Here is a 17434-nt window from a genome sequence, read left to right on the forward strand (position 1 = left end):
TCGTCGCTCCTCCAGCCCGGGGCCGTGGCGCTCCCGAAGCCCCGCCCGACATCCCCCTCCTCAGTCAGATTCCGTCCGAGGACGAAGACGAGGACGCGCAGGAACTCGGCGGCGGGCCCGTGGAGGCCACGAGCGTCATCGCGTGGGAAGCGCCTCCGGGCCGCATGGACCCCGTGCGCCGCATCCACCGCGCCGGCCGTCCCGAGGGTACCGTCTCCGGCCCGGCACCCACGCGTCCCCCGGCCGGTGGCCGCCCCACCGTCGGCTCCACCGAGACCCGCGAAACACCGGCCGCCGTCCCGGACGCCCCGCCCCCCGCCGAGTCCACCACCGCGGAGCCGCTCGTCTTCAAGCTCGTGCGCGAGCGTCCGCTCGACCCGAAGCCCTACCGCGGCCTCGTGGACCACTTCGACCAGCGCGGTGACGTCACCCGCGCAGCGCTCATGCGCGAGCTCGCCGACGCCCTGGACGGCCGCGACGTCCCCGCCCCCCGCGTGCAGCGGGGCCCCCTCTCCAACCAGGAGCGCGCCGGCCTGCGCCACCCGGGCCTGCGCACCCCGTCCGGGGAGTTGCTCGCGTGCGTGGGCATCGCGCTGTGCCGGCTGTTCCCGTCCCCCGCGCGCATCGCCAACACCTCGGAGCCCCTGCGCGCCTCCGCGGGCCCCGGCGCCGCCGCCATCCTGGACGCGCTGAACACCGTCGCGCGCCTCCTGGGCGTGCCCGTGCCGGAGGTCGTCGCGGGCGACGACGACACCGCCAACATCACCCCGCTGCACACCACCGCCCCGCGCCTCGTCGTGGGCCGGCTCCTCGTGAAGCAGCCCCCCACGAACGCCGAGCTACGCTTCCACGCCGGCCGCGCGCTGTTCTCGCTGTCGCCGGACCTGCTCGCCCTGCGCGCCCTGCGCAAGGACCACCTGCTGCGCGCGCTCGCGCTCCTGTCCTCCGTCCTCAAGAACCCCAAGGACGCCGGCGACGACGCCCGCGTGGTGCGCGAGTCCCTCTCACCCAGGGCCCTGGAGCGCGCCGCCCTCCTGATGGAGCCCGGCACCCGCGACTTCGACGCGAGCCTCCTGGTCGCCGCCGCGCGCGACTCCGCCAACCGCGCGGGGCTCGTCGCCTGCGGAGGCCCCGGACCCGCGCTCACCGTGCTCCGGACCCGCCGCCCCCACGACTCGGAGCTGGAGGAGTTGGTCCGCTTCGCCGCCTCCGAGCGCTACCTCGCCCTGCGCGACGCCGCCGAGGCAGGCCGCCCGGGGCGTTGATCCACCGGCCGCTTCAGTTCACGGCCAGCCGCAGCGTGAGCGCCAGCATGCGCCCGTTCAGCCCGCCCAGGTCGTGCTGGTACGCCAGGTCCAGGCCGCCGCCCCCGGGCGACAGGAAGCCCGCGCCCACCGTCACGCGGGACACCTCCTGGAAGCCGTCGTACGTGTAGCCCACGCGCAGCGGAATCGTCTGGTCGAGGATGTACTCCGCGCCGGCGCTGTACGTGAGCACCGTCGAGTCGCGTGTCTCGAAGTCCCCGCGCATGTCGAACGCCACCACCACCGCCGGCCCCACGTAGGCCGCGTGCGCGGAGAAGTAGCGCGTCAACTCCACGTTCTCCGTGTCGATGAGGTTGTGCCCCGAGATGCCCAGCGACAGCTGCTCGCTCAGCCGCATCAGCAGGCCCGCGTCCAGCGTGATGGAGTTGGCGAAGCGGGACTGGCCATTGAGCCGCAGGTAGTGCCCCGACAGGCCGATGAGCAGCGTCTGCCCCAGCGGCAGCGCCGCGCCCAGCGTGCTCAGGTTCGCGGACGTCCGCCCCCCGCCGCGCCCCAGGGACAGCCAGTGGTAGTCCACGCCCAGCGCCAGCCGGCCGCTGCTGGAGTCCGCCAGGCTGACGCCCAGGTAGCCCTCCTTGTTGCGCGGGTCGTACGCGCCCGTGCCCTCGATGCGGTAGATCGGGTAGAGCGCCATCGCGGCCGGGTTTCCCAGGATTGCATCCGCACCCAGACCCGTGGCCCGGAAGGCGCTGCCCATGCCCAGGGAGCGGGCACTCGCGATGTTGCGCAGCTCATCGGCGCGCTCGGTGGTGGCTGCCCGGGCGGAGAGGGGGACCACGGACAGCAGCAACGACACGGCGGCGGCGATGGCACGGAGCGGCATGGCTGGGGGAATCTATCCGGCTTGCTGGGGTTCTGGGCCACCAATAGATTCCCCGCCCCATGTCCTCTCCCGACACAAAGGCAGCGAAGCTCATCCGCAAGTGCGTCATCCCCGCCGCCGGCCTGGGTACCCGTTTCCTCCCGGCCACCAAGGCCGTGCCCAAGGAGATGCTGCCCATCGTCGACACGCCCACCCTCCAGTACATCGTGGAGGAGGCCGTCGCCGCCGGCATCGAGGACGTGGTCGTCATCAACGGCCGCGGCAAGTCCGCCATCGAGGATCACTTCGACATCGGGTTCGAGCTGGAGACCACCCTGCGCGCCCGCGGCAAGACGGCGGACGCGGACAAGCTGCGCGCCATCGCGAACCTGGTCCGCATCATCAGCGTGCGCCAGAAGGAGCCGCTGGGCCTGGGCCACGCGGTGCTGTGCGCCAAGAGCGTCATCGGCAACGAGCCCTTCGGCGTGCTCCTGGGCGACGACATGATCGACTCGCCGGAGGATCCGGGCATCGGCCAGCTGGCGCGCATCTACCAGCAGCACCAGAAGGCCGTCATCGCGCTGATGGAGGTGCCGGACAGCGAGACGCACCTGTACGGCATCGCGGCCGGCAAGGACCTGGGCAACGGCGTCATTCAAATCGACCACGTGGTGGAGAAGCCCAAGAAGGGCACCGCCCCGTCGAACCTGGCGGTGATTGGCCGCTACGTGCTGCCCCCGTCCATCTTCCCCATCCTGGAGAAGCAGACCACGGGCGTGGGCGGGGAGATCCAGCTCACGGACGGCCTGGCCACGCTCCAGAAGACCGAAGGTCTGCTGGGCTACAAGTTCCAGGGCCAGCGCTACGACGCCGGTGACAAGGTGGGTTACCTCAAGGCGAACATCGCCTATGCGCTCAAGCGCCCCGACCTGCGCGGAGGACTCCTGGAGTACCTGCGCGAGGTCGTCAAGACGGAGAAGCCGTGAAGCGTCTCATCGCCGTATCCGCCGTCCTCGTTTCCCTCGCCGCCGGCGCCTACGTGCTGCCCGGTGGCTCCATCCTGCGGCGCATGGCCAACACGCGTGAGGAGAAGCGCCTGTCGGCCTTCCGCGTGGAGGGCTCCGTCATCTTCTCCTCCACGGCCGTGGCGGAAGCCGGGGCCGCCCTCAACGTCCCCACCGACCGCCCGGAGCTCCAGGGTGACGGCGTGCTGTCCGTGAAGATTCCGGGCCGCTGCCGCTTCGACGCGAGCTCGCCCGACAGCAGCCTCAAGGCCGCCACCGTGCAGGTGTCCGGCAAGAAGCGCGTGGAGGGCAAGGAGGTGCCCGCCATCTCCGTGCTCGTGGCCCAGGTGTGCGCCATCCTCGCGCAGGACGCGGGCAGCGTGCAGGACACGAAGCTGGCCCAGGAGGCCTACCTCCAGGGCCTGGGCATCAACACGAAGGTCACGTCGCTCGCGCGCTTCGGCGGCGAGGTGGCCTACGTCCTGGGTGACCCGGCGGAGGGCAAACCCCAGTTCTGGGTCTACAAGGACGCCTTCCGGCCCGCGCGCCTGCGCTACTCGGACGCGTCCGGGGCGGCCTGGGACGTGCGCTTCGTGGACTACGCCTCGCCGTCCACGGGGGACTGGATGCCCCGCACGGTGGAGGTGTGGAAGGCCGGCCAGCGCGTGCTGCGCTTCACCGCCCTCAAGGCGGACAACCGCTCGGCCGTGCCGGACACGCTCTTCAAGTAGCGGCCCGCTTCGAATCGCTTGCGATGGGCGGGACTCACGGTGAAAGTCCCGCCCGTTCCAGGACCGGGATTTTCCCGGCTCCGTGGCGCGGAGGCGATTCGCATGAAGCTCTATGGCAACCCGATGAGCACGTGTACCCGCAAGGTCCTCACCGTCCTGGCGGAGAAGGGCCGCGAGGCCGAGTTCATCAACATCGACCTGTCGAAGCACGAGCAGAAGACGCCCGCGCACGTGGCCCGCCAGCCCTTTGGCGTGGTGCCCGCGCTGGAGCTGGATGACGGCTTCATCATGTACGAGTCGCGCGCCATCGCCCGCTTCCTGGACCGCACCCTGCCGGGCAACTCGCTGACGCCCACGGACCCCAAGGCCTACGCGCTGATGGAGCAGTTCATCGGCGTGGAGCAGTCCTACTTCTCCGGCCAGGCGATGAAGATCGTCATGGAGCGCTTCTTCAACACCAACAACGAGGAGAACATCGCCAAGGGCCGTGAGGGCGTGAAGCGTCCGCTGGCGGTCATCGACGCGGAGCTGGCGAAGCGGCCCTTCCTCGCGGGCAATGACTTCACGCTCGCCGAGGTCTCCTGGGCGCCGTACATGGAGTACCTCTTCGCCGTGGGCGAGAAGGACCTCGTCGCCCCGCACAAGAACGTGATGGCCTGGTGGGAGCGCGTCTCCAGCCGCCCGTCCGTGAAGAAGGCCTTCGGCAAGTAGCCGCACGCCCGCACGCCTCCTTCCGCGCCGTCCGCAGCGCTGCTTGGGCCTCTTCCGCCCCCTGTATTCCAGGGGTGGGAGGGGCCCTTCGTGCTTCACGGCCGCAAGGAATGTCAGACGCTCCGGGCACAGTGGATCCCGGGTGCAGGACGGTGGCGGGCGGGACGAAAGCGGCAAGAGGTCGGTCATGGAGCAAGAACACTTCGCGCTGGGTGGTTTTCCGCAGGGACCGGCAGAGGCCTCCTCTCACGGTGCCATCCCCTTGCGGACGCGGCGTACGGAAGTGGGACGGGAACTGTCGCAGCGGGAGCGCACCGCTACAGTGCGCCCCGTCGTGAGCGCCACCCCCGCCCTCCTTGCATCCGTCGCCGTTGGCCGTCCCGTGCGCGGGGAGTTCACCTACCTGGTGCCGGAGGCGCTCGCGGGCAACCTCGCCCCCGGGCAGCGCGTGCTCGTGCCCTTCGGACGCGGCATGGCGCTGGGCTTCTACCTGGGGCCCGCGAACGCGCCGGTGGAGGGAGGCGTGCGGCTCAAGCCCATCCAGCGCGTGCTGGAGGACTCGCCGTCCCTGCCCAAGGACCTCATCGCGCTCCTGCGCTTCACCGCGGAGCACTACCGCTATCCGCTGGGCGAGGTGATTCGCGGCGCGCTGCCGCCGGGGCTCTCCACCGCGGTGGATGAGAAGGAAGCCAAGCCGGACATCCAGTTCTTCGTGGAGGCGCTCGTCACGGAGGTGCCGCCGCAGCTGGCCCGGGCCCCGGCGCAGGCCGCCGTGCTCCAGTACCTCCTGGCGGTGGGCGGACGCGCGCCCTTGGATGAGGTGACGCACGCCATCCCCGGCGCGCGCGAGACGCTGAAGAAGCTGGCCACGCGCAAGTTCGTGAAGTGGGTGGAGGTGACGCTGCAGGCCGGCGTGCGCGAGGGGCTGGTGCAGAACCGCCCGGACCGGCTCACCCCGGAGCAGGCCGTGGCGGTGAAGGAGCTCCAGGGCGCCGTCGACGCGGGCGGCTTCCAGCCGTACCTCCTGCACGGCGTCACCGGCAGCGGCAAGACGGAGGTGTACCTGCGCGCGGTGGAGCACACGCTCGCGCGCGGCCTGGGCAGCCTGGTGCTGGTGCCCGAAATCGCGCTGACGCCGCAGCTGGTGGGGCGCTTCCGCAGCCGCTTCGGCGGGGACGTGGCGGTGCTGCACTCGGGGCTGAAGGACCGCGAGCGGCTGTTCCACTGGCAGGCCCTGCGCAAGGGCACGGTGAAGATCGCCGTGGGCGTGCGCTCGGCGGTGTTCGCGCCGGTGGAGCACCTGGGGCTCATCGTCGTGGACGAGGAACACGACCCGTCCTTCAAGCAGGACGAGAAGCTGCGCTACCAGGCGCGCGACCTGGCCGTGGTGCGCGGCAAGCAGGCCAGCGCGGTGGTGGTGCTGGGCTCGGCCACGCCTTCGTTGGAGACGCTCCAGAACACGCGCTCCGGCCGCTACAAGATTGTCGAGCTGAAGAACCGCGTGGACGACCGGCCCATGCCCACCATCAACCTGGTGGACCTGCGCGTGGAGCGTCCGCGCGAGGGACAGGTGACGGAAGAGGCCCCCATCCTCAGTCCGCAGATGCTCCAGGCCATGGAGGAGACGGTGGCCAAGGGGCAGCAGGTCATCCTCTTCCTCAACCGCCGCGGCCACAGCACCATCCTGCTGTGCGAGGTGTGCGGCCTGTCGCTCAAGTGCCACGACTGCGACGTGTGCATGACGCACCACCGGTCGCAGAACCGGGTGGTGTGCCACTACTGCGGCGTGGCGTTCCCGGTGCCGGACCGCTGCCGCGAGTGCACGGGCCCGCTGCTCAAGCTGGGCATCGGCACGGAGCGCGTGGAGGCGGAGGTCCTGGAGCGGATGCCGCACGCACGCGTGGCGCGGCTGGACCGGGACTCCGCGACGAGCGCGGAGAAGCTGACGGAGCTGCTGGCGTCCTTCGCGCGCCGGGAGCTGGACGTGCTGGTGGGCACGCAGATGGTGGCCAAGGGGCACGACTTCCCGGGCGTGACGCTGGTGTGCGTGGTGATGGCGGACACGTCCCTGGCCATTCCGGATTTCCGGGCCGCCGAGCGGACCTTCCACCTGCTGACCCAGGTGGCGGGGCGCGCGGGGCGCGGAAAGGACCCGGGCCGGGTGCTGGTGCAGACCTACAACCCGGACGCGGAGCCGGTGAAGCGGATGCTGGCGCACGACTTCGACGGGTTCTCCAAGCAGGAACTGGAGTGGCGCAAGGCGCTGGCCTACCCGCCCTTCGCGCGCATGGCGGCCGTCCGGCTGGAGGGCGAGCACCCCGAGCAGACGGCGGGCGTGGCGCGCTTCCTGGGGAACCTGGTGGGGCGGCACATGCCACCGGCCTCGGCGGGGGTGCGCCTGCTGGGGCCGGCCCTGGCGCCCATTGCCCGTATCCGGGGCAAGACGCGCTGGCAGCTCCTCCTGAAGGCGCCGACGCATGCGGCGCTCGCCCCATTGCTCGCCCGGTTGGAGGCGGCGTTGGCGGATGTTCCCAACGGGGTGAAGGTCGTCATCGACGTGGATCCCGGGGCCATGCTGTAGACTCCCTGGCTCCCCCATGGGCGCCTCGGTCCTCCTCGTACACGACGACATCGCCACCATCGCCGCCGTCCGGCGACTGCTGTCCCGCGAAGGGCACGAGGTCATCCTCGCCACCTCCGCCGCGGACGCGCTCATCGCCTTCGGGCATCACCTGCCGGAACTCATCGTGCTCGCGCCGGGCGTGGAGAGCGGCCGCGGGCGCGTGGTGCTGGAGGAACTGGTGCAGCACCCGGAGGGCCACAAGGCCCGCGTGCTGCTGCTGAGCGAGGCCATCGAAGGCTTCAGCGCGGCGGTGGCGCCACTGCCGCTGGACGGTCCCAGTTTCGTGACGCTGGTGGACACGTTGATCCGCGCGCCGGCGGAAGCGGATGGCTGGCGCGTGGTGGAGAACCGGACGCTGGGAGAGCCGGTGAAGGGGAGCGGCCCGGCGGCGGACGAGGCGTGGCACGCGACGGCGCCGCACGCGGTGGGCGGAGACCCGGCACTGGCGAACGCGCTGTTCGGGGACCTGGCGACGCTGAACCAGACGGACTGGGAAGTGGCGGCGATGACGCGCGAGGAGCGCAGCGCGCACGCCGTGCACCAGCAGCGCGAGCGCAGCACCCACCTGGCGATGAACGCCGCGCTGGAAGAGGCGCACCTGGAGGTGGAGACGGAGGCGATGGCGTCCATCGACTCCGCGCTGTCGGTGGGCACGAAGTCGGACTGGGCCGGGGCGGCGGACGAGGGTGACTCCGGAGAGGCGTGGGGCGAGCCGGATCCGGACGCGAACGTCGGCGCGGAGTGGGACGCGGAACCGCCAAACGCGGAAGCGGCGGCCGAGGGCCGTTCGCCGGAAGCGCGCACCACGCTGCGCTTCCCGTTCCCGAACGGGGAGGGCGCGGAAGGGGCGCCGCCGGAGGGGCAGCTCGCCTTCCGTGAGGAGCGGCTCACCCCGCCTGGGCTGAAGCCGGTGAAGCCCGCGCCGAAGCTGGGCGACGAGGACTTCTTCGACGTCGAATCGGACGAGGACCCAGGGGCGGCGAAGGCCGAGGCGCCGGAGGGCTCGGCGCCGCTGGCCTGGAAGGAACTGGAGCCGGATCCGGAGCTGGAGGCGCGTCCGCCACAGGGCGGTGTGGGCGCCTCCGACGAGACGGACTTCGGTTCGGTCGCGGACGACGTGGCGGCGGAGGAGCGGGCCGCCGCGGCGAAGCCGGAAGAGGCCGTGTCGCCGGAGCCGGAAGAGGCCGCGTCCTCGGAGCCGACCGAGGAGGAGCTGGCGGCCGCGGGCCTGTCGAACTGGGACGTGCTGGAGCAGGAGCTCAAGGCCTCCGCGGATGCGCGCGAGCAGGAGGAGGGCGAGTCCTCCGATGCCTCTGCGAAGCCGGTGGGTGCGGACTGGTTCGATTCCGAGACCGTCGAGGACGTGAAGACGGAGGGCACCGGTCCTCTTCAGTGGCAGGAGCCGACGGGCGCGGCGGATGCGGCACGTGCGGGCGGTGGCTCGCAGCCCGCCAGCCCGGCGTCCGAGGCAGCGGAGTCGCGCGGTGGCGGAACCGCGGACAGCACCGCGCCGCGTGCGAATCCCGAGAGGCCACTGCGCGTCGCTGCCCGGGTCCCGCTGCGCTCGTCGGGCAAGGCCGGTGTGGCCGTTGCCGCGGGAGCGGGAGTCCCGCCCGCGAGCCTGAACGACAAATCAGGCGCGGATGCCGGTAGCGCTCCCGGGCATCCGGACGACTCGTCTGGAGCAGGGGAGGCGGTGAATCCCACCGGCTCCTCGTCGAACCTGCGCGACGGTGCCGCGTCACGCCCCGAGGGCACGAACACCCTGCTGGAGGCCCAGGCGCCGTCGTCGGCGATGCGGGTGCCAGGAGGACTGCAGCGGGCGAACAGGACGCGCGCCCAGGAGCAGGACGCACCCGCTCCGGCGCGTACGGACGAGGCCGGGCCGGCGTCGGAGTTGGCCGCGGAGCTGGAATCGCTGCGCGAAGAGCTCGCGATGGCCCACGCCGCCCTTGAAGAGGCGGAGGCCCGGGCCGCGGACGCGGAAGCCCTGGCCGAGTCGGAGCAGTCACTCCGCGTCGAGCTGGAGGATCGCATCGCGGACGAAGCGCGAGCACGCGAAGACGCCCGGCTCGAAGCGGACGCGGAGATCGAGGCCCGGAGCGCCGTGGAGGTGCGAGCCGAAGCGGAGGTCCACGCCCGCGCCCGCGCCGAGTCCCTGTTGAAGCAGGCGTCGGCGGCCCACGCGGACTCGGAAGTCCGTGCCGTGTCGGCGACGGAGGCCCTCGCGGAGGTGGAGGCCCGGCTCGCCTCCGAGGCTGGAAGCCGCGTGGAGGCCGAAGCCCGAGCGGACGCCGAGGAACGCGCCCGCCGCGAAGCCGAAGCCCTCGCGGAGATGGCGAGGCTCGAGCTCGTCGAACTCGAGAAGCGCCTCGCCACGGAGGTCCAGGCGCGTGAGGAGGCAGAGCTCCTGGCCCGCCAGGAAGCACAGACGCGCGAGGAGGCCGAAGCCCGCGCCGAGCTGGAGCAGGCCGCGCGCACCGACGTGGAAGCACGGCTGGAGGCCGAGACCGAAGCCCGGCTCGCGGCCGAGGCCCGGGCGGAAGCCGAATCCGGGTCCCGCGAGGACGCGCGTCAGCGAGCGCAATCCGAGCAGAAGGACAGCCATGACGGCGAGCAGGCCTCGCTCCGTGCGGACCTGGAGGCCCGGCGTGCCGAGGCGGAAGCCCGCGCCGAAGCAGAGGCCAAGGCCCGCACTGCCGCCGAAGCGAAGGTGAAGCACGCCGCGCAGGCGCTGTCCCTGGTGGAGGTGCGAGCCCATCAGCTGGCCCAGTCGCTCGCCGAGTCCGAAGCGAAGGGGAAGCAGTCCGCGCAGGCGCTGGCCCAGGCGGAGACGCGGGCACAGCAGGCCACGCAGGCGCTGGCGCAAGCCGAGGCGAAGGCGAAGCAGTCCGCCCAGGCGTTGGCGCAGGTGGAAGCCAGGGCGCAGCAGCTGGCCCAGGTGCTGCTCCAGGGAGAAGCCAAGGCAAGGCAGTCCACCCAGGCGTTGAGCCAGGCCGAAAGCCGGGCCACGCAAGCCGAGGAAGCCCGCGCCGCCGCCGAAGCCACCGCGGAACAGAACGCCGGACGCCTGGCGGAAGTGGAAGCCCGGGCCGCGAAGGCCGAGGAGGCCCTGGCCGAAGCCCAGGCCCGAGCGGAAGAAGCCGAGGCGGCAAGGCAGCAGAACGAGACGCGCTTCGCGGAGACGCTGAGCCAGGCCAACGCCCGGATGGAGCAGCTCAAGCAGGCCCGCCAGCGAGCCGAAGCCAAGGCCTCGCAGCCCGCCGAAGCCCTGGTGCAGGCGGAAGCCCGCGTGGAGCAGCTGACGCAGGCCCTGGCGCGGACCGAGCAGGACCGCGACGCCAACGCTGATCAAATCAAGCAGCTCCAAGCCGAAGCCACCAAGACCGCTGATCAGTTGAATCAGGCCCGCGCTGAAGCCGAGGCGCGTGCTGATCAACTCGGCCAGACCCGGTCCGAAGCAGAGACGCTTGCCGAACAGCTGAAGCAGGTTCAGGCCGAAGCAGAAGCCCGTGAGGAACGGCTCAAGCAGCTTGAAGCCGAAGCAGAGGCCCGCGAGGAACAGCTCAAGCAGTCCCAGGCCGAAGCCGCGGAGCGCGCGGAACTGCTCAAGCAAGTTCAGGCCGAAGCAGAGGCCCGGGAGGAACTGCTCAAGCAGGCCCAAGCCGAAGCCGCGGCGCGCGCCGAACAGCTCGAGCAGGCCCAGGCCGAGGCGCGGAAGACCGCTGAGCAGCTCGATCAAGCACGGGCCGAGGCCGAGGCTCGCGCGGAGCAGTTCCAGCAGCTCCAGGCCGACTCAGGGAACCGCGCGGATCAATTCACGCAGGTTCAAGCCGAAGCAGCGAAGAACGCCGACCAGCTCAGGCAGGCCCAGGCCGAAGCCGAGGCCCGGATCGAGCAGCTCACCCAGGCGCGCACCGAAGCGGAGGCCCGCGCGGATCAGCTCGCGCAGGCCCGCACCGAAGCCGAAGCGCGCATCGAGCAGCTCACGCAGGAGCTGACCCGGGCCCAGGCCCGCCAGGCGGAACAGTCGAGGACGCAGGCCGAAGCCCAGGCCCACGCGGACGAACTCACACGGACCCGCGCCGAAGCGGAGGTCACCGCCGAGCAGCAGCTCCAGGCCCGCACCGCCGCCGAAGCCCGAGCCCTCCAGGCCGAGCAGAAGGCCGCCGAAGCCACCGCCAAGGCCACCTCCGAAGGCCGGCTGCGCACCGTGCTGGAAGTCCGCCTCGACTCCGAAGCCCGCGCGCGCCAGGCCCTCGAAGCCCGCATCGAAACCGAGGCCCAGGCCCGCACCGCCGCGGAAGCCCTCCTCGCCGCCGAGACCCAGGCGCGCGCCGAAACCGAAGCCCGCGCCCAGTCTGAATCCACGAACCTCACGCAGGCCCGAGACACCCTGCAAGCGCAGCTCGACCAGCTCCGCGAGGAACTCACCCGCGAGCGCGAGACCCGCGTGAGGCTCGAGGCCGAAGCCGTCGAACAGCGCCTCCAGTCGGAGCGCGAGCGCGAACAACTCGAGGCCCGCGCGCAGCGGGACGCGGAAGAAGCCTCGGCGCAGGCCCGCGCCACCCTCATCCCCCTCGAATCGCCCGGCCGCCCGGAGATGGCGGTGGCCCGCAGCGGCAGCCTCACGCAAGAGGGCCTCGCGCGCCTCGTCCTGCGGCTCTGTGACGCGCGCATGGAGGTGCGCCTGGAGCTCAAGGTGATGAACGCCTTGAGAGTCCTCTGGTTGCGCGACGGAACCCTGGTGGGCGCCGCGTCCTCCGCGCAGGGCGAGTCCCTCGTCGACCGTGCTCGCGCGGACGGCCTCATCGACGCGCGCCAGGAAGCCGAGCTGCGGCTCGTGCGCAGCGCCACCACCGGCACGCTGCTGGAAGCCCTGCGCGGTCGCGGCTACGTGCGCGAAGCCGAATCCGTCCCGCTGGTGCAGCGCTACACCGAACAGGTCTTCCTGGACGCCCTCGCGGAACCCTCCACGCTCTACCGCCTGGTGCCGGAGCCCGCGCCGCACGAGGTCGCGCTCGCCGCCGCCACGCGCCCGCCACTGCACCTGCTCGCGGAAGGGCTGCGCAACACGCTCACCGCCGAATCGCTCCTCGACGCCGCGGGCTCCCTGCGAGCCCAGGTCTCCCGAGGCGACGCGCACATGGCCCCCACGGACTTCGGCCTCTCCAACCGTGAGCTCCAGCTCCTGCAGGCCGTGGACGGCGAGCGCACCCTGGAGTCATTGCTCCTCAGCGCGGGCCTGCCACAGGACGGCGCGCTCAAGACGCTCGCGGTCGCGCGGGCGCTGGGCCTCATCGCCCTGCACCCCCCTTCGGAAGACGCCCACGGCGCCCTGCCGCCGGAGCTGGACGTGCACCGCCTGGAAGCCAAGTTCGAGGAGATCCAGGACGCGGACTACTTCACCGTGCTGGGGCTCGCGCGCTCAGCTGGCAGCGAGGAGGTCAAGAGGGCGTACGCGCTGCTCGCCGCCGAGTTCCACCCGCTGCGCTTCGCCGGCCATCCGGACCCCGCGCTCCAGCACCGCGCGCAGCAGATACGCGCGGTGTTGACGGAGGCCGCGCGAGCCCTGGGAGACGACCGGCTGCGGGGCGAGTACGCCCGTAATCTGCTCGACTGATGCCCGGCGGAACGGTTGCCCGACGCGGTCCGGAGGCGTTAAGAATCCGCCCCATGGTTCGCGAGATTCTCATCTGGCCCGACCCCATCCTGAAGCAGAAGGCCAAGCCCGTGGTGAAGGTGGACGACAAGGTCCGCGCGCTCATCAAGGACATGTTCGAGACGATGTACGCCGCTGAAGGCGTCGGTCTCGCGGCCCCGCAGGTGGGCATCCTCCAGCGCATCATCGTCCTGGACACCCGGCACCAGCAGCCGGAATCCAGGCCCCTGGCGATGATCAATCCGGAGTTCGTCGCGCTCGAAGGGGAGACGACGTACACGGAAGGCTGCCTGTCCATCCCCGGTGAGGCCGAGGACGTGGACCGCGCCGCCGTCGCCACCGTGCGTTACCTGGACGAGGACGGCCAGGAGCAGACGCTGCGCTGTGACGGCCTGCTGGCCATCGCCGTGCAGCACGAGACGGACCACCTGGACGGCACCGTCTTCGTGGACCACGTCTCCACGCTCAAGCGCGAGTTCATCCGCAAGCGCATGAAGAAGCTCAAGGCCTCGAAGGAGCAGGGCGCCCCGGCGTCCGCCTAGACCTTCGCGGTGGCGCGCACGCCCTTCTTGGGGCACCGGTCCGCCACCGCGCAGGCGCCGCAAGCGGGCGAGCGCGCGAAGCACGTGCGCCGCCCGTGCCACACCAGCAGCTGATGCCCCAGCGTCCACCGCTCGCGGGGCAGCAGTGCCTGCAGGTCCTTCTCCACCTTGTCCGGGTCTTCGTGGGTCGTGAAGCCCAGCCGGTACGCCAGCCGCTTCACGTGCGTGTCCACGGGGAAGGCCGCGTCGCCGCCCAGGTGGATGCACACCACGCCCGCCGTCTTCAGCCCTACACCCGGCAGCTCCGCCAGCGTGTCGCGCACCAGCGGCACCTGCCCGCCGTGCTCGGAAACCAGCGCGCGCGCCGTGGCGACGATGTTCTTCGCCTTCGCGCGGTACAGCCCGCAGGTGCGGATGAAGGGCTCCACGTCGGTGGGCTCGACGCGCGCATAGGCCTGCGCGTCGGGAAAGCGGGCGAACAGGGCAGGGGTCACCAGGTTGACGCGCTTGTCGGTGCACTGCGCGGACAGGATGACGGCGACCAGCAGCTCCAGCGGCGTGCGGTAGTCCAGCTCGATGCGAGCGTCCGGCATGGCTGCCTCCAGACCGTCCAGGACCGACACCGCACGCTGCCGCTTCTCCGCCACTGTCTCTCGCCGGGCCACGCGGGCGTTGTATGTCACGGGGCGGCCCCGCCCAAGCGCCACGGCAGGGCATCCCTTTTCCAAGCAGCGAGGAGAACCATGAAGCCCATCGACTTCCGCTCCGACACCGTGACGAAGCCCACGCCCGCCATGCGCAGGCTCATCGCCGACGCGGAGGTGGGCGACGACGTCTACGGCGAGGACCCCACGGTGCGCCGGCTGGAGGAGCGCGTGGCGGAGCGGCTCGGGCTGGAGGCCGCCGTCTTCGTGCCCTCCGGCACGCAGGCGAATCAGATCGCCATCGGCGCGTACTGCCGTCCGGGCGACGAGGTGCTCACGGAGGAGGGCAGCCACATCCTCCACTACGAAGGCGGCGCGGTGCCGGCGCTGTGGGGTGTGCAGCCGGGGCCCCTGCCGGGCGAGCGTGGCCTGCTGAAGCCGGAGACGGTCGCGGCGGCGGTGCGCGAGGACAACATCCACAACCCGCGCACGCGGCTGCTCTCGCTGGAGAACACGCACAACCGGGGCGGCGGCACGGTGTGGCCGGTGGACCGCTTCCGCGCGGTGGTGGAGGCGGGGCGCAAGGCCGGGCTCGCGGTGCACCTGGACGGCGCGCGGCTCTTCAACGCGCAGGTGGCGGCGGGCAAGCCCGCGTCCGCGTGGGCGTCGCTCACGGACTCGACGTCGGTGTGCTTCTCCAAGGGGCTGGGCGCGCCGGTGGGCTCGGCGCTCGCGGGCAAGGCGGACGTCATCCGCGAGGCGCGGCGGCTGCGCAAGCGGCTGGGCGGCGGCATGCGGCAGGCAGGCATCCTCGCGGCGGCGGCGCTGTACGCGCTGGAGCACCACGTGGAGCGCCTGGCCGAGGACCACGCCAACGCGCGCCGGCTGGCGGAAGGCCTGGCCCAGGTGCCGGGCGTGAAGGTGGACCTGTCGCGGGTGGAGACGAACATGGTGTTCGCGGACCTCGTGCGTCCGGCGGCGGAGGCCTCCGCGCTGCTCCTGAGGCAGGGCGTGCTGGCCAACCCCACCGGCCCGCACTCCATCCGCCTCGTGTGCCACCTGGACGTGACCACGGCGGACATCGACGACGCCCTGGCGCGCATCCGCCAGGCCTTCGCCAGCTGACCCCGGCACCGGGGGCCCCTGGGCCTCCGGACCTCCAGGTGTCCACCGCCGGCCGGATGCGGCCCAACTGGTCCGACTGTCGGACCAGTTCGAGCCGGGGGCTCCGGACGGGGCGTCCCGGCAGGCCCGACCGGCTGTCTGTCGCGCCCACACGCGAAAGAGGGTCGCTGTCCGCGGAACAACGGTCCACTGCGACCCGGGGGCGGGCTCTCCAGCTCCACGACAGGTGCGGACCGCACACACCTGTGCGCCAGGGGATGATCCGCGGCCCGGAAGGAGTGGCAGGCCCGGCGCGTGATAGGCTCGTCCCGCCGTGCGCCGACCCGCCGTCCTCGCCCTGCTGGCCCTCTCCGCCTGCGCGACGCCGCGCCAGGGCAAGATGAGCTTTGAGGAGCTGTACGCGACCTCGGGTGACAGCGGCTTCGTCAGCGACAGCGCTCCCTTCCTCCCCCACGAACCGGAGCGCGCCCGGGGCCCCCTGGCGCCTGAACGTTCCCCGGAGCTGGACGCCGCGCTCACCGCGTTCACGCAGCAGGCGCAGGCCTACCGGGAGAAGGTCCAGCGCGGAAGCGCCATGCCCGCCGACCAGGTGCGCAACTGGGCGGCGATGAACGCGGCCCTGGACGCCTTCCTGGCCCGGCCGGTGGAGCACACGGACACCCGCGACCTGACGCGCGCCCGAGGCGTGCTGGAAGCGGAGCTGGAGCAGGACGCGCGCCTCTACGGCGACATGCCCGGACCGCTCGCGGAGGCCGTGGTGGTGCGGGTGGGCCGCCTCATCGTCCGAGCCTCCACGCTGCGCCGCTGGGAGCTGCCGCCGGAGCCCTCGGGGCTGCCGCGCCTCGCCTGGCCCGTGGAGCCCGTCACCATCACCAGCCTCTACGGCGAGCGCTGGCACCCCATCACCGGCCAGCTCCGCCGCCACTCGGGCGTGGACCTGGCGGCCCGACGGGGACAGCCCGTGGGCGTCGCGGACAGGGGTGTCGTCCTGCGCGCTGGCTGGAACGGCGACCACGGCAAGATGGTGGAGGTCCAGCACGACGGCCAGTGGGTGACGCGCTACAGCCACCTGTCCGAGGTCCTGGTGACGACCGGCGAGGTGCTGGCGAGGGGCGACGTCGTGGGGCTCGCGGGGGACACGGGCCTGGCGACCGGTGTCCACGTCCACTTCGAGCTCTGGCACGACGGCAGCTCACTGGATCCGCTGGAGGCGCTCGTCGCCCCCGAGGCGGCCCCGGATGCCTCCGGCGAGGAGCGTCCCGTGGCCCGCATGCCGGCGGAGTCCCCCGTCCTCACGTCCCAGGGGCGCCACCCGGCCGCGGGTTCGCGCCCCTGAGGGGAACGGGCCTTCAAGGGCCCTGCGACTACAGCGAGTTCTTCAGCTCCTTCGCGGGACGGAAACCGACCGTCTTCGACGCCTTGAGCTTCATCATCTCGTTGGTCTGCGGGTTGCGGATCTTCCGCGCCTTGCGCGAGCGCAGCGACCACGTGCCGAACCCGGGGTAGCTGAAGCGCGTGTCCTTCTTCACCGCCTTGCCGATGTTGGTGAAGACGCTGTCGAGGATCTGGGCGGCCTGCTTCTTCGTGAGCCTCGACTGCGCAGCCACCACCTCCACGAGCTCTGCCTTGGTCATGACCCCTCCCTCTTGCGTTGTCTGGCGTTGAACGAGCGGATGGCGGAGGTAACAAATCGAGGTTTCGACTGTCAATGCGCCACCCGCTCCCAGGCCGGAAAATCGGCCTCGGGATGAAAACTGGCCTCTGAAAATACACCCTGTAGAGAGAGGGAGGATCGCATCTTTTGATACATCCGCGCACTCTTCCTTTTCCCATCAGCGGAAGTGATCGCCATGTGATCGGTTCCGCATGAAAGGCTTTGGGAAATCGATCACTTAGCAGTCGCTTCTGATCCAGGGCCAGCAGGGTGCCATCAAGGGGCTAGAGTGCCTGCCCGCGTGCCCACCCGACTCCTGCCCTGGCTCCTGGCCCTGCTGTGCGCCTGCTCACGGCCACCCCTGCGGCCAACGTCGGCGGGCGAACTCTGGGTGGACGCCGCGGCGGCGGGCGGTGACGGCACGCGGGAGCGGCCCCTGCGCTCCCTGGAAGAAGCCCTGGCCCGCCCCGGCCCGAAGCGCGTGCACCTGGCCTCTGGCCGTTACGAGGGCCCCCTCCGGCTGTCAGCGGGAACCCGGCTCGTGGGCGAGGGCCCCTCCACCGTCCTGGCGGCGACGGACCCCGGCGCCACCGTGGTCGAGGCCCCAGGGG

The 17434-nt window shown here is 71.8% G+C and carries 11 protein-coding genes and 2 pseudogenes; 10 read left to right on the forward strand and 3 right to left on the reverse strand.

Going from position 1 to position 17434, the window contains the following annotated elements; translation table 11 throughout:
* Nucleotides 1-1265: pseudogene (locus D7W81_RS42530) on the forward strand (hypothetical protein); the annotation flags it as partial.
* A 13-nt stretch (nt 1266-1278) separates the two neighbouring features.
* Here D7W81_RS42530 and D7W81_RS29900 read toward each other — a convergent pair.
* Nucleotides 1279-2148, reverse strand: coding sequence for a PorV/PorQ family protein (locus D7W81_RS29900; RefSeq protein WP_120558809.1), 870 nt, complete (start codon nt 2146-2148; stop codon nt 1279-1281).
* A 59-nt stretch (nt 2149-2207) separates the two neighbouring features.
* Between D7W81_RS29900 and galU the strand changes: the two genes are divergently transcribed.
* From galU to def, 6 genes are all read left to right on the forward strand, one after another.
* Nucleotides 2208-3113: a UTP--glucose-1-phosphate uridylyltransferase GalU gene (gene galU, locus D7W81_RS29905; RefSeq protein ID WP_120558810.1), complete on the forward strand. Its 906-nt coding sequence runs from the start codon at nt 2208-2210 to the stop codon at nt 3111-3113.
* A complete protein-coding gene (locus D7W81_RS29910; protein ID WP_120558811.1) occupies nt 3110-3862 on the forward strand; it encodes a hypothetical protein in 753 nt (250 codons plus the stop codon). The genes galU and D7W81_RS29910 overlap by 4 nt, the downstream gene beginning before the upstream one ends.
* Before the next feature lie 102 nt (nt 3863-3964).
* A complete protein-coding gene (locus D7W81_RS29915; RefSeq protein WP_120558812.1) occupies nt 3965-4573 on the forward strand; it encodes a glutathione S-transferase family protein in 609 nt (202 codons plus the stop codon).
* 187 nt (nt 4574-4760) lie between these two features.
* Nucleotides 4761-7154 carry a replication restart helicase PriA gene (gene priA / locus D7W81_RS29920; protein ID WP_244227519.1) on the forward strand — a complete coding sequence of 798 codons (2394 nt, stop codon included), beginning with the start codon at nt 4761-4763 and terminating at the stop codon, nt 7152-7154.
* A gap of 16 nt (nt 7155-7170) precedes the next feature.
* Nucleotides 7171-12819 (forward strand): response regulator receiver protein, encoded by a 5649-nt coding sequence (locus D7W81_RS29925; protein WP_120558814.1) that lies wholly within the window; start codon nt 7171-7173, stop codon nt 12817-12819.
* 53 nt (nt 12820-12872) lie between these two features.
* The gene (def, locus tag D7W81_RS29930; protein ID WP_120558815.1) at nt 12873-13400 is read left to right on the forward strand and encodes a peptide deformylase; all 528 of its coding nucleotides are present in this window, start codon (nt 12873-12875) and stop codon (nt 13398-13400) included.
* On the opposite strand, the gene nth is transcribed toward def, so the two are convergent.
* Nucleotides 13397-14083 (reverse strand): endonuclease III, encoded by a 687-nt coding sequence (gene nth / locus D7W81_RS29935; protein ID WP_120558818.1) that lies wholly within the window; start codon nt 14081-14083, stop codon nt 13397-13399. The two genes, def and nth, sit on opposite strands and share 4 nt — an antisense overlap.
* Nucleotides 14084-14143: 60 nt before the next feature.
* On the opposite strand from nth, the gene ltaE reads away from it, so the two are divergent.
* Both ltaE and D7W81_RS29945 read left to right on the forward strand, forming a co-directional pair.
* Nucleotides 14144-15169, forward strand: coding sequence for a low-specificity L-threonine aldolase (gene ltaE, locus D7W81_RS29940; protein ID WP_120558816.1), 1026 nt, complete (start codon nt 14144-14146; stop codon nt 15167-15169).
* Nucleotides 15170-15482: 313 nt separating this feature from the next.
* Nucleotides 15483-16505, forward strand: coding sequence for a M23 family metallopeptidase (locus D7W81_RS29945; protein WP_120558817.1), 1023 nt, complete (start codon nt 15483-15485; stop codon nt 16503-16505).
* A gap of 28 nt (nt 16506-16533) precedes the next feature.
* Here the strand turns inward: D7W81_RS29945 and D7W81_RS29950 are convergent, their stop codons facing one another.
* On the reverse strand, nt 16534-16803 hold the full coding sequence (locus D7W81_RS29950) for an HU family DNA-binding protein (protein WP_120550461.1): 270 nt from the start codon (nt 16801-16803) through the stop codon (nt 16534-16536).
* Between the two features lie 321 nt (nt 16804-17124).
* Here D7W81_RS29950 and D7W81_RS29955 point away from each other — a divergent pair.
* A pseudogene (locus tag D7W81_RS29955) lies at nt 17125-17434 on the forward strand (right-handed parallel beta-helix repeat-containing protein); the annotation flags it as partial.

Origin of the sequence: Corallococcus aberystwythensis, assembly GCF_003612165.1 — a bacterium.
Taxonomy (GTDB): Bacteria; Myxococcota; Myxococcia; order Myxococcales; family Myxococcaceae; genus Corallococcus; species Corallococcus aberystwythensis.

Coding starts and splice junctions, on each gene's coding strand:
- D7W81_RS29900 (WP_120558809.1), bottom strand. CDS start 2,148: ATGCCGCTCCGTGCCATCGCCGCCGCCGTGTCGTTGCTGCTGTCCGTG.
- galU (WP_120558810.1), top strand. CDS start 2,208: ATGTCCTCTCCCGACACAAAGGCAGCGAAGCTCATCCGCAAGTGCGTC.
- D7W81_RS29915 (WP_120558812.1), top strand. CDS start 3,965: ATGAAGCTCTATGGCAACCCGATGAGCACGTGTACCCGCAAGGTCCTC.
- priA (WP_244227519.1), top strand. CDS start 4,761: ATGGAGCAAGAACACTTCGCGCTGGGTGGTTTTCCGCAGGGACCGGCA.
- D7W81_RS29925 (WP_120558814.1), top strand. CDS start 7,171: ATGGGCGCCTCGGTCCTCCTCGTACACGACGACATCGCCACCATCGCC.
- def (WP_120558815.1), top strand. CDS start 12,873: ATGGTTCGCGAGATTCTCATCTGGCCCGACCCCATCCTGAAGCAGAAG.
- ltaE (WP_120558816.1), top strand. CDS start 14,144: ATGAAGCCCATCGACTTCCGCTCCGACACCGTGACGAAGCCCACGCCC.
- D7W81_RS29950 (WP_120550461.1), bottom strand. CDS start 16,803: ATGACCAAGGCAGAGCTCGTGGAGGTGGTGGCTGCGCAGTCGAGGCTC.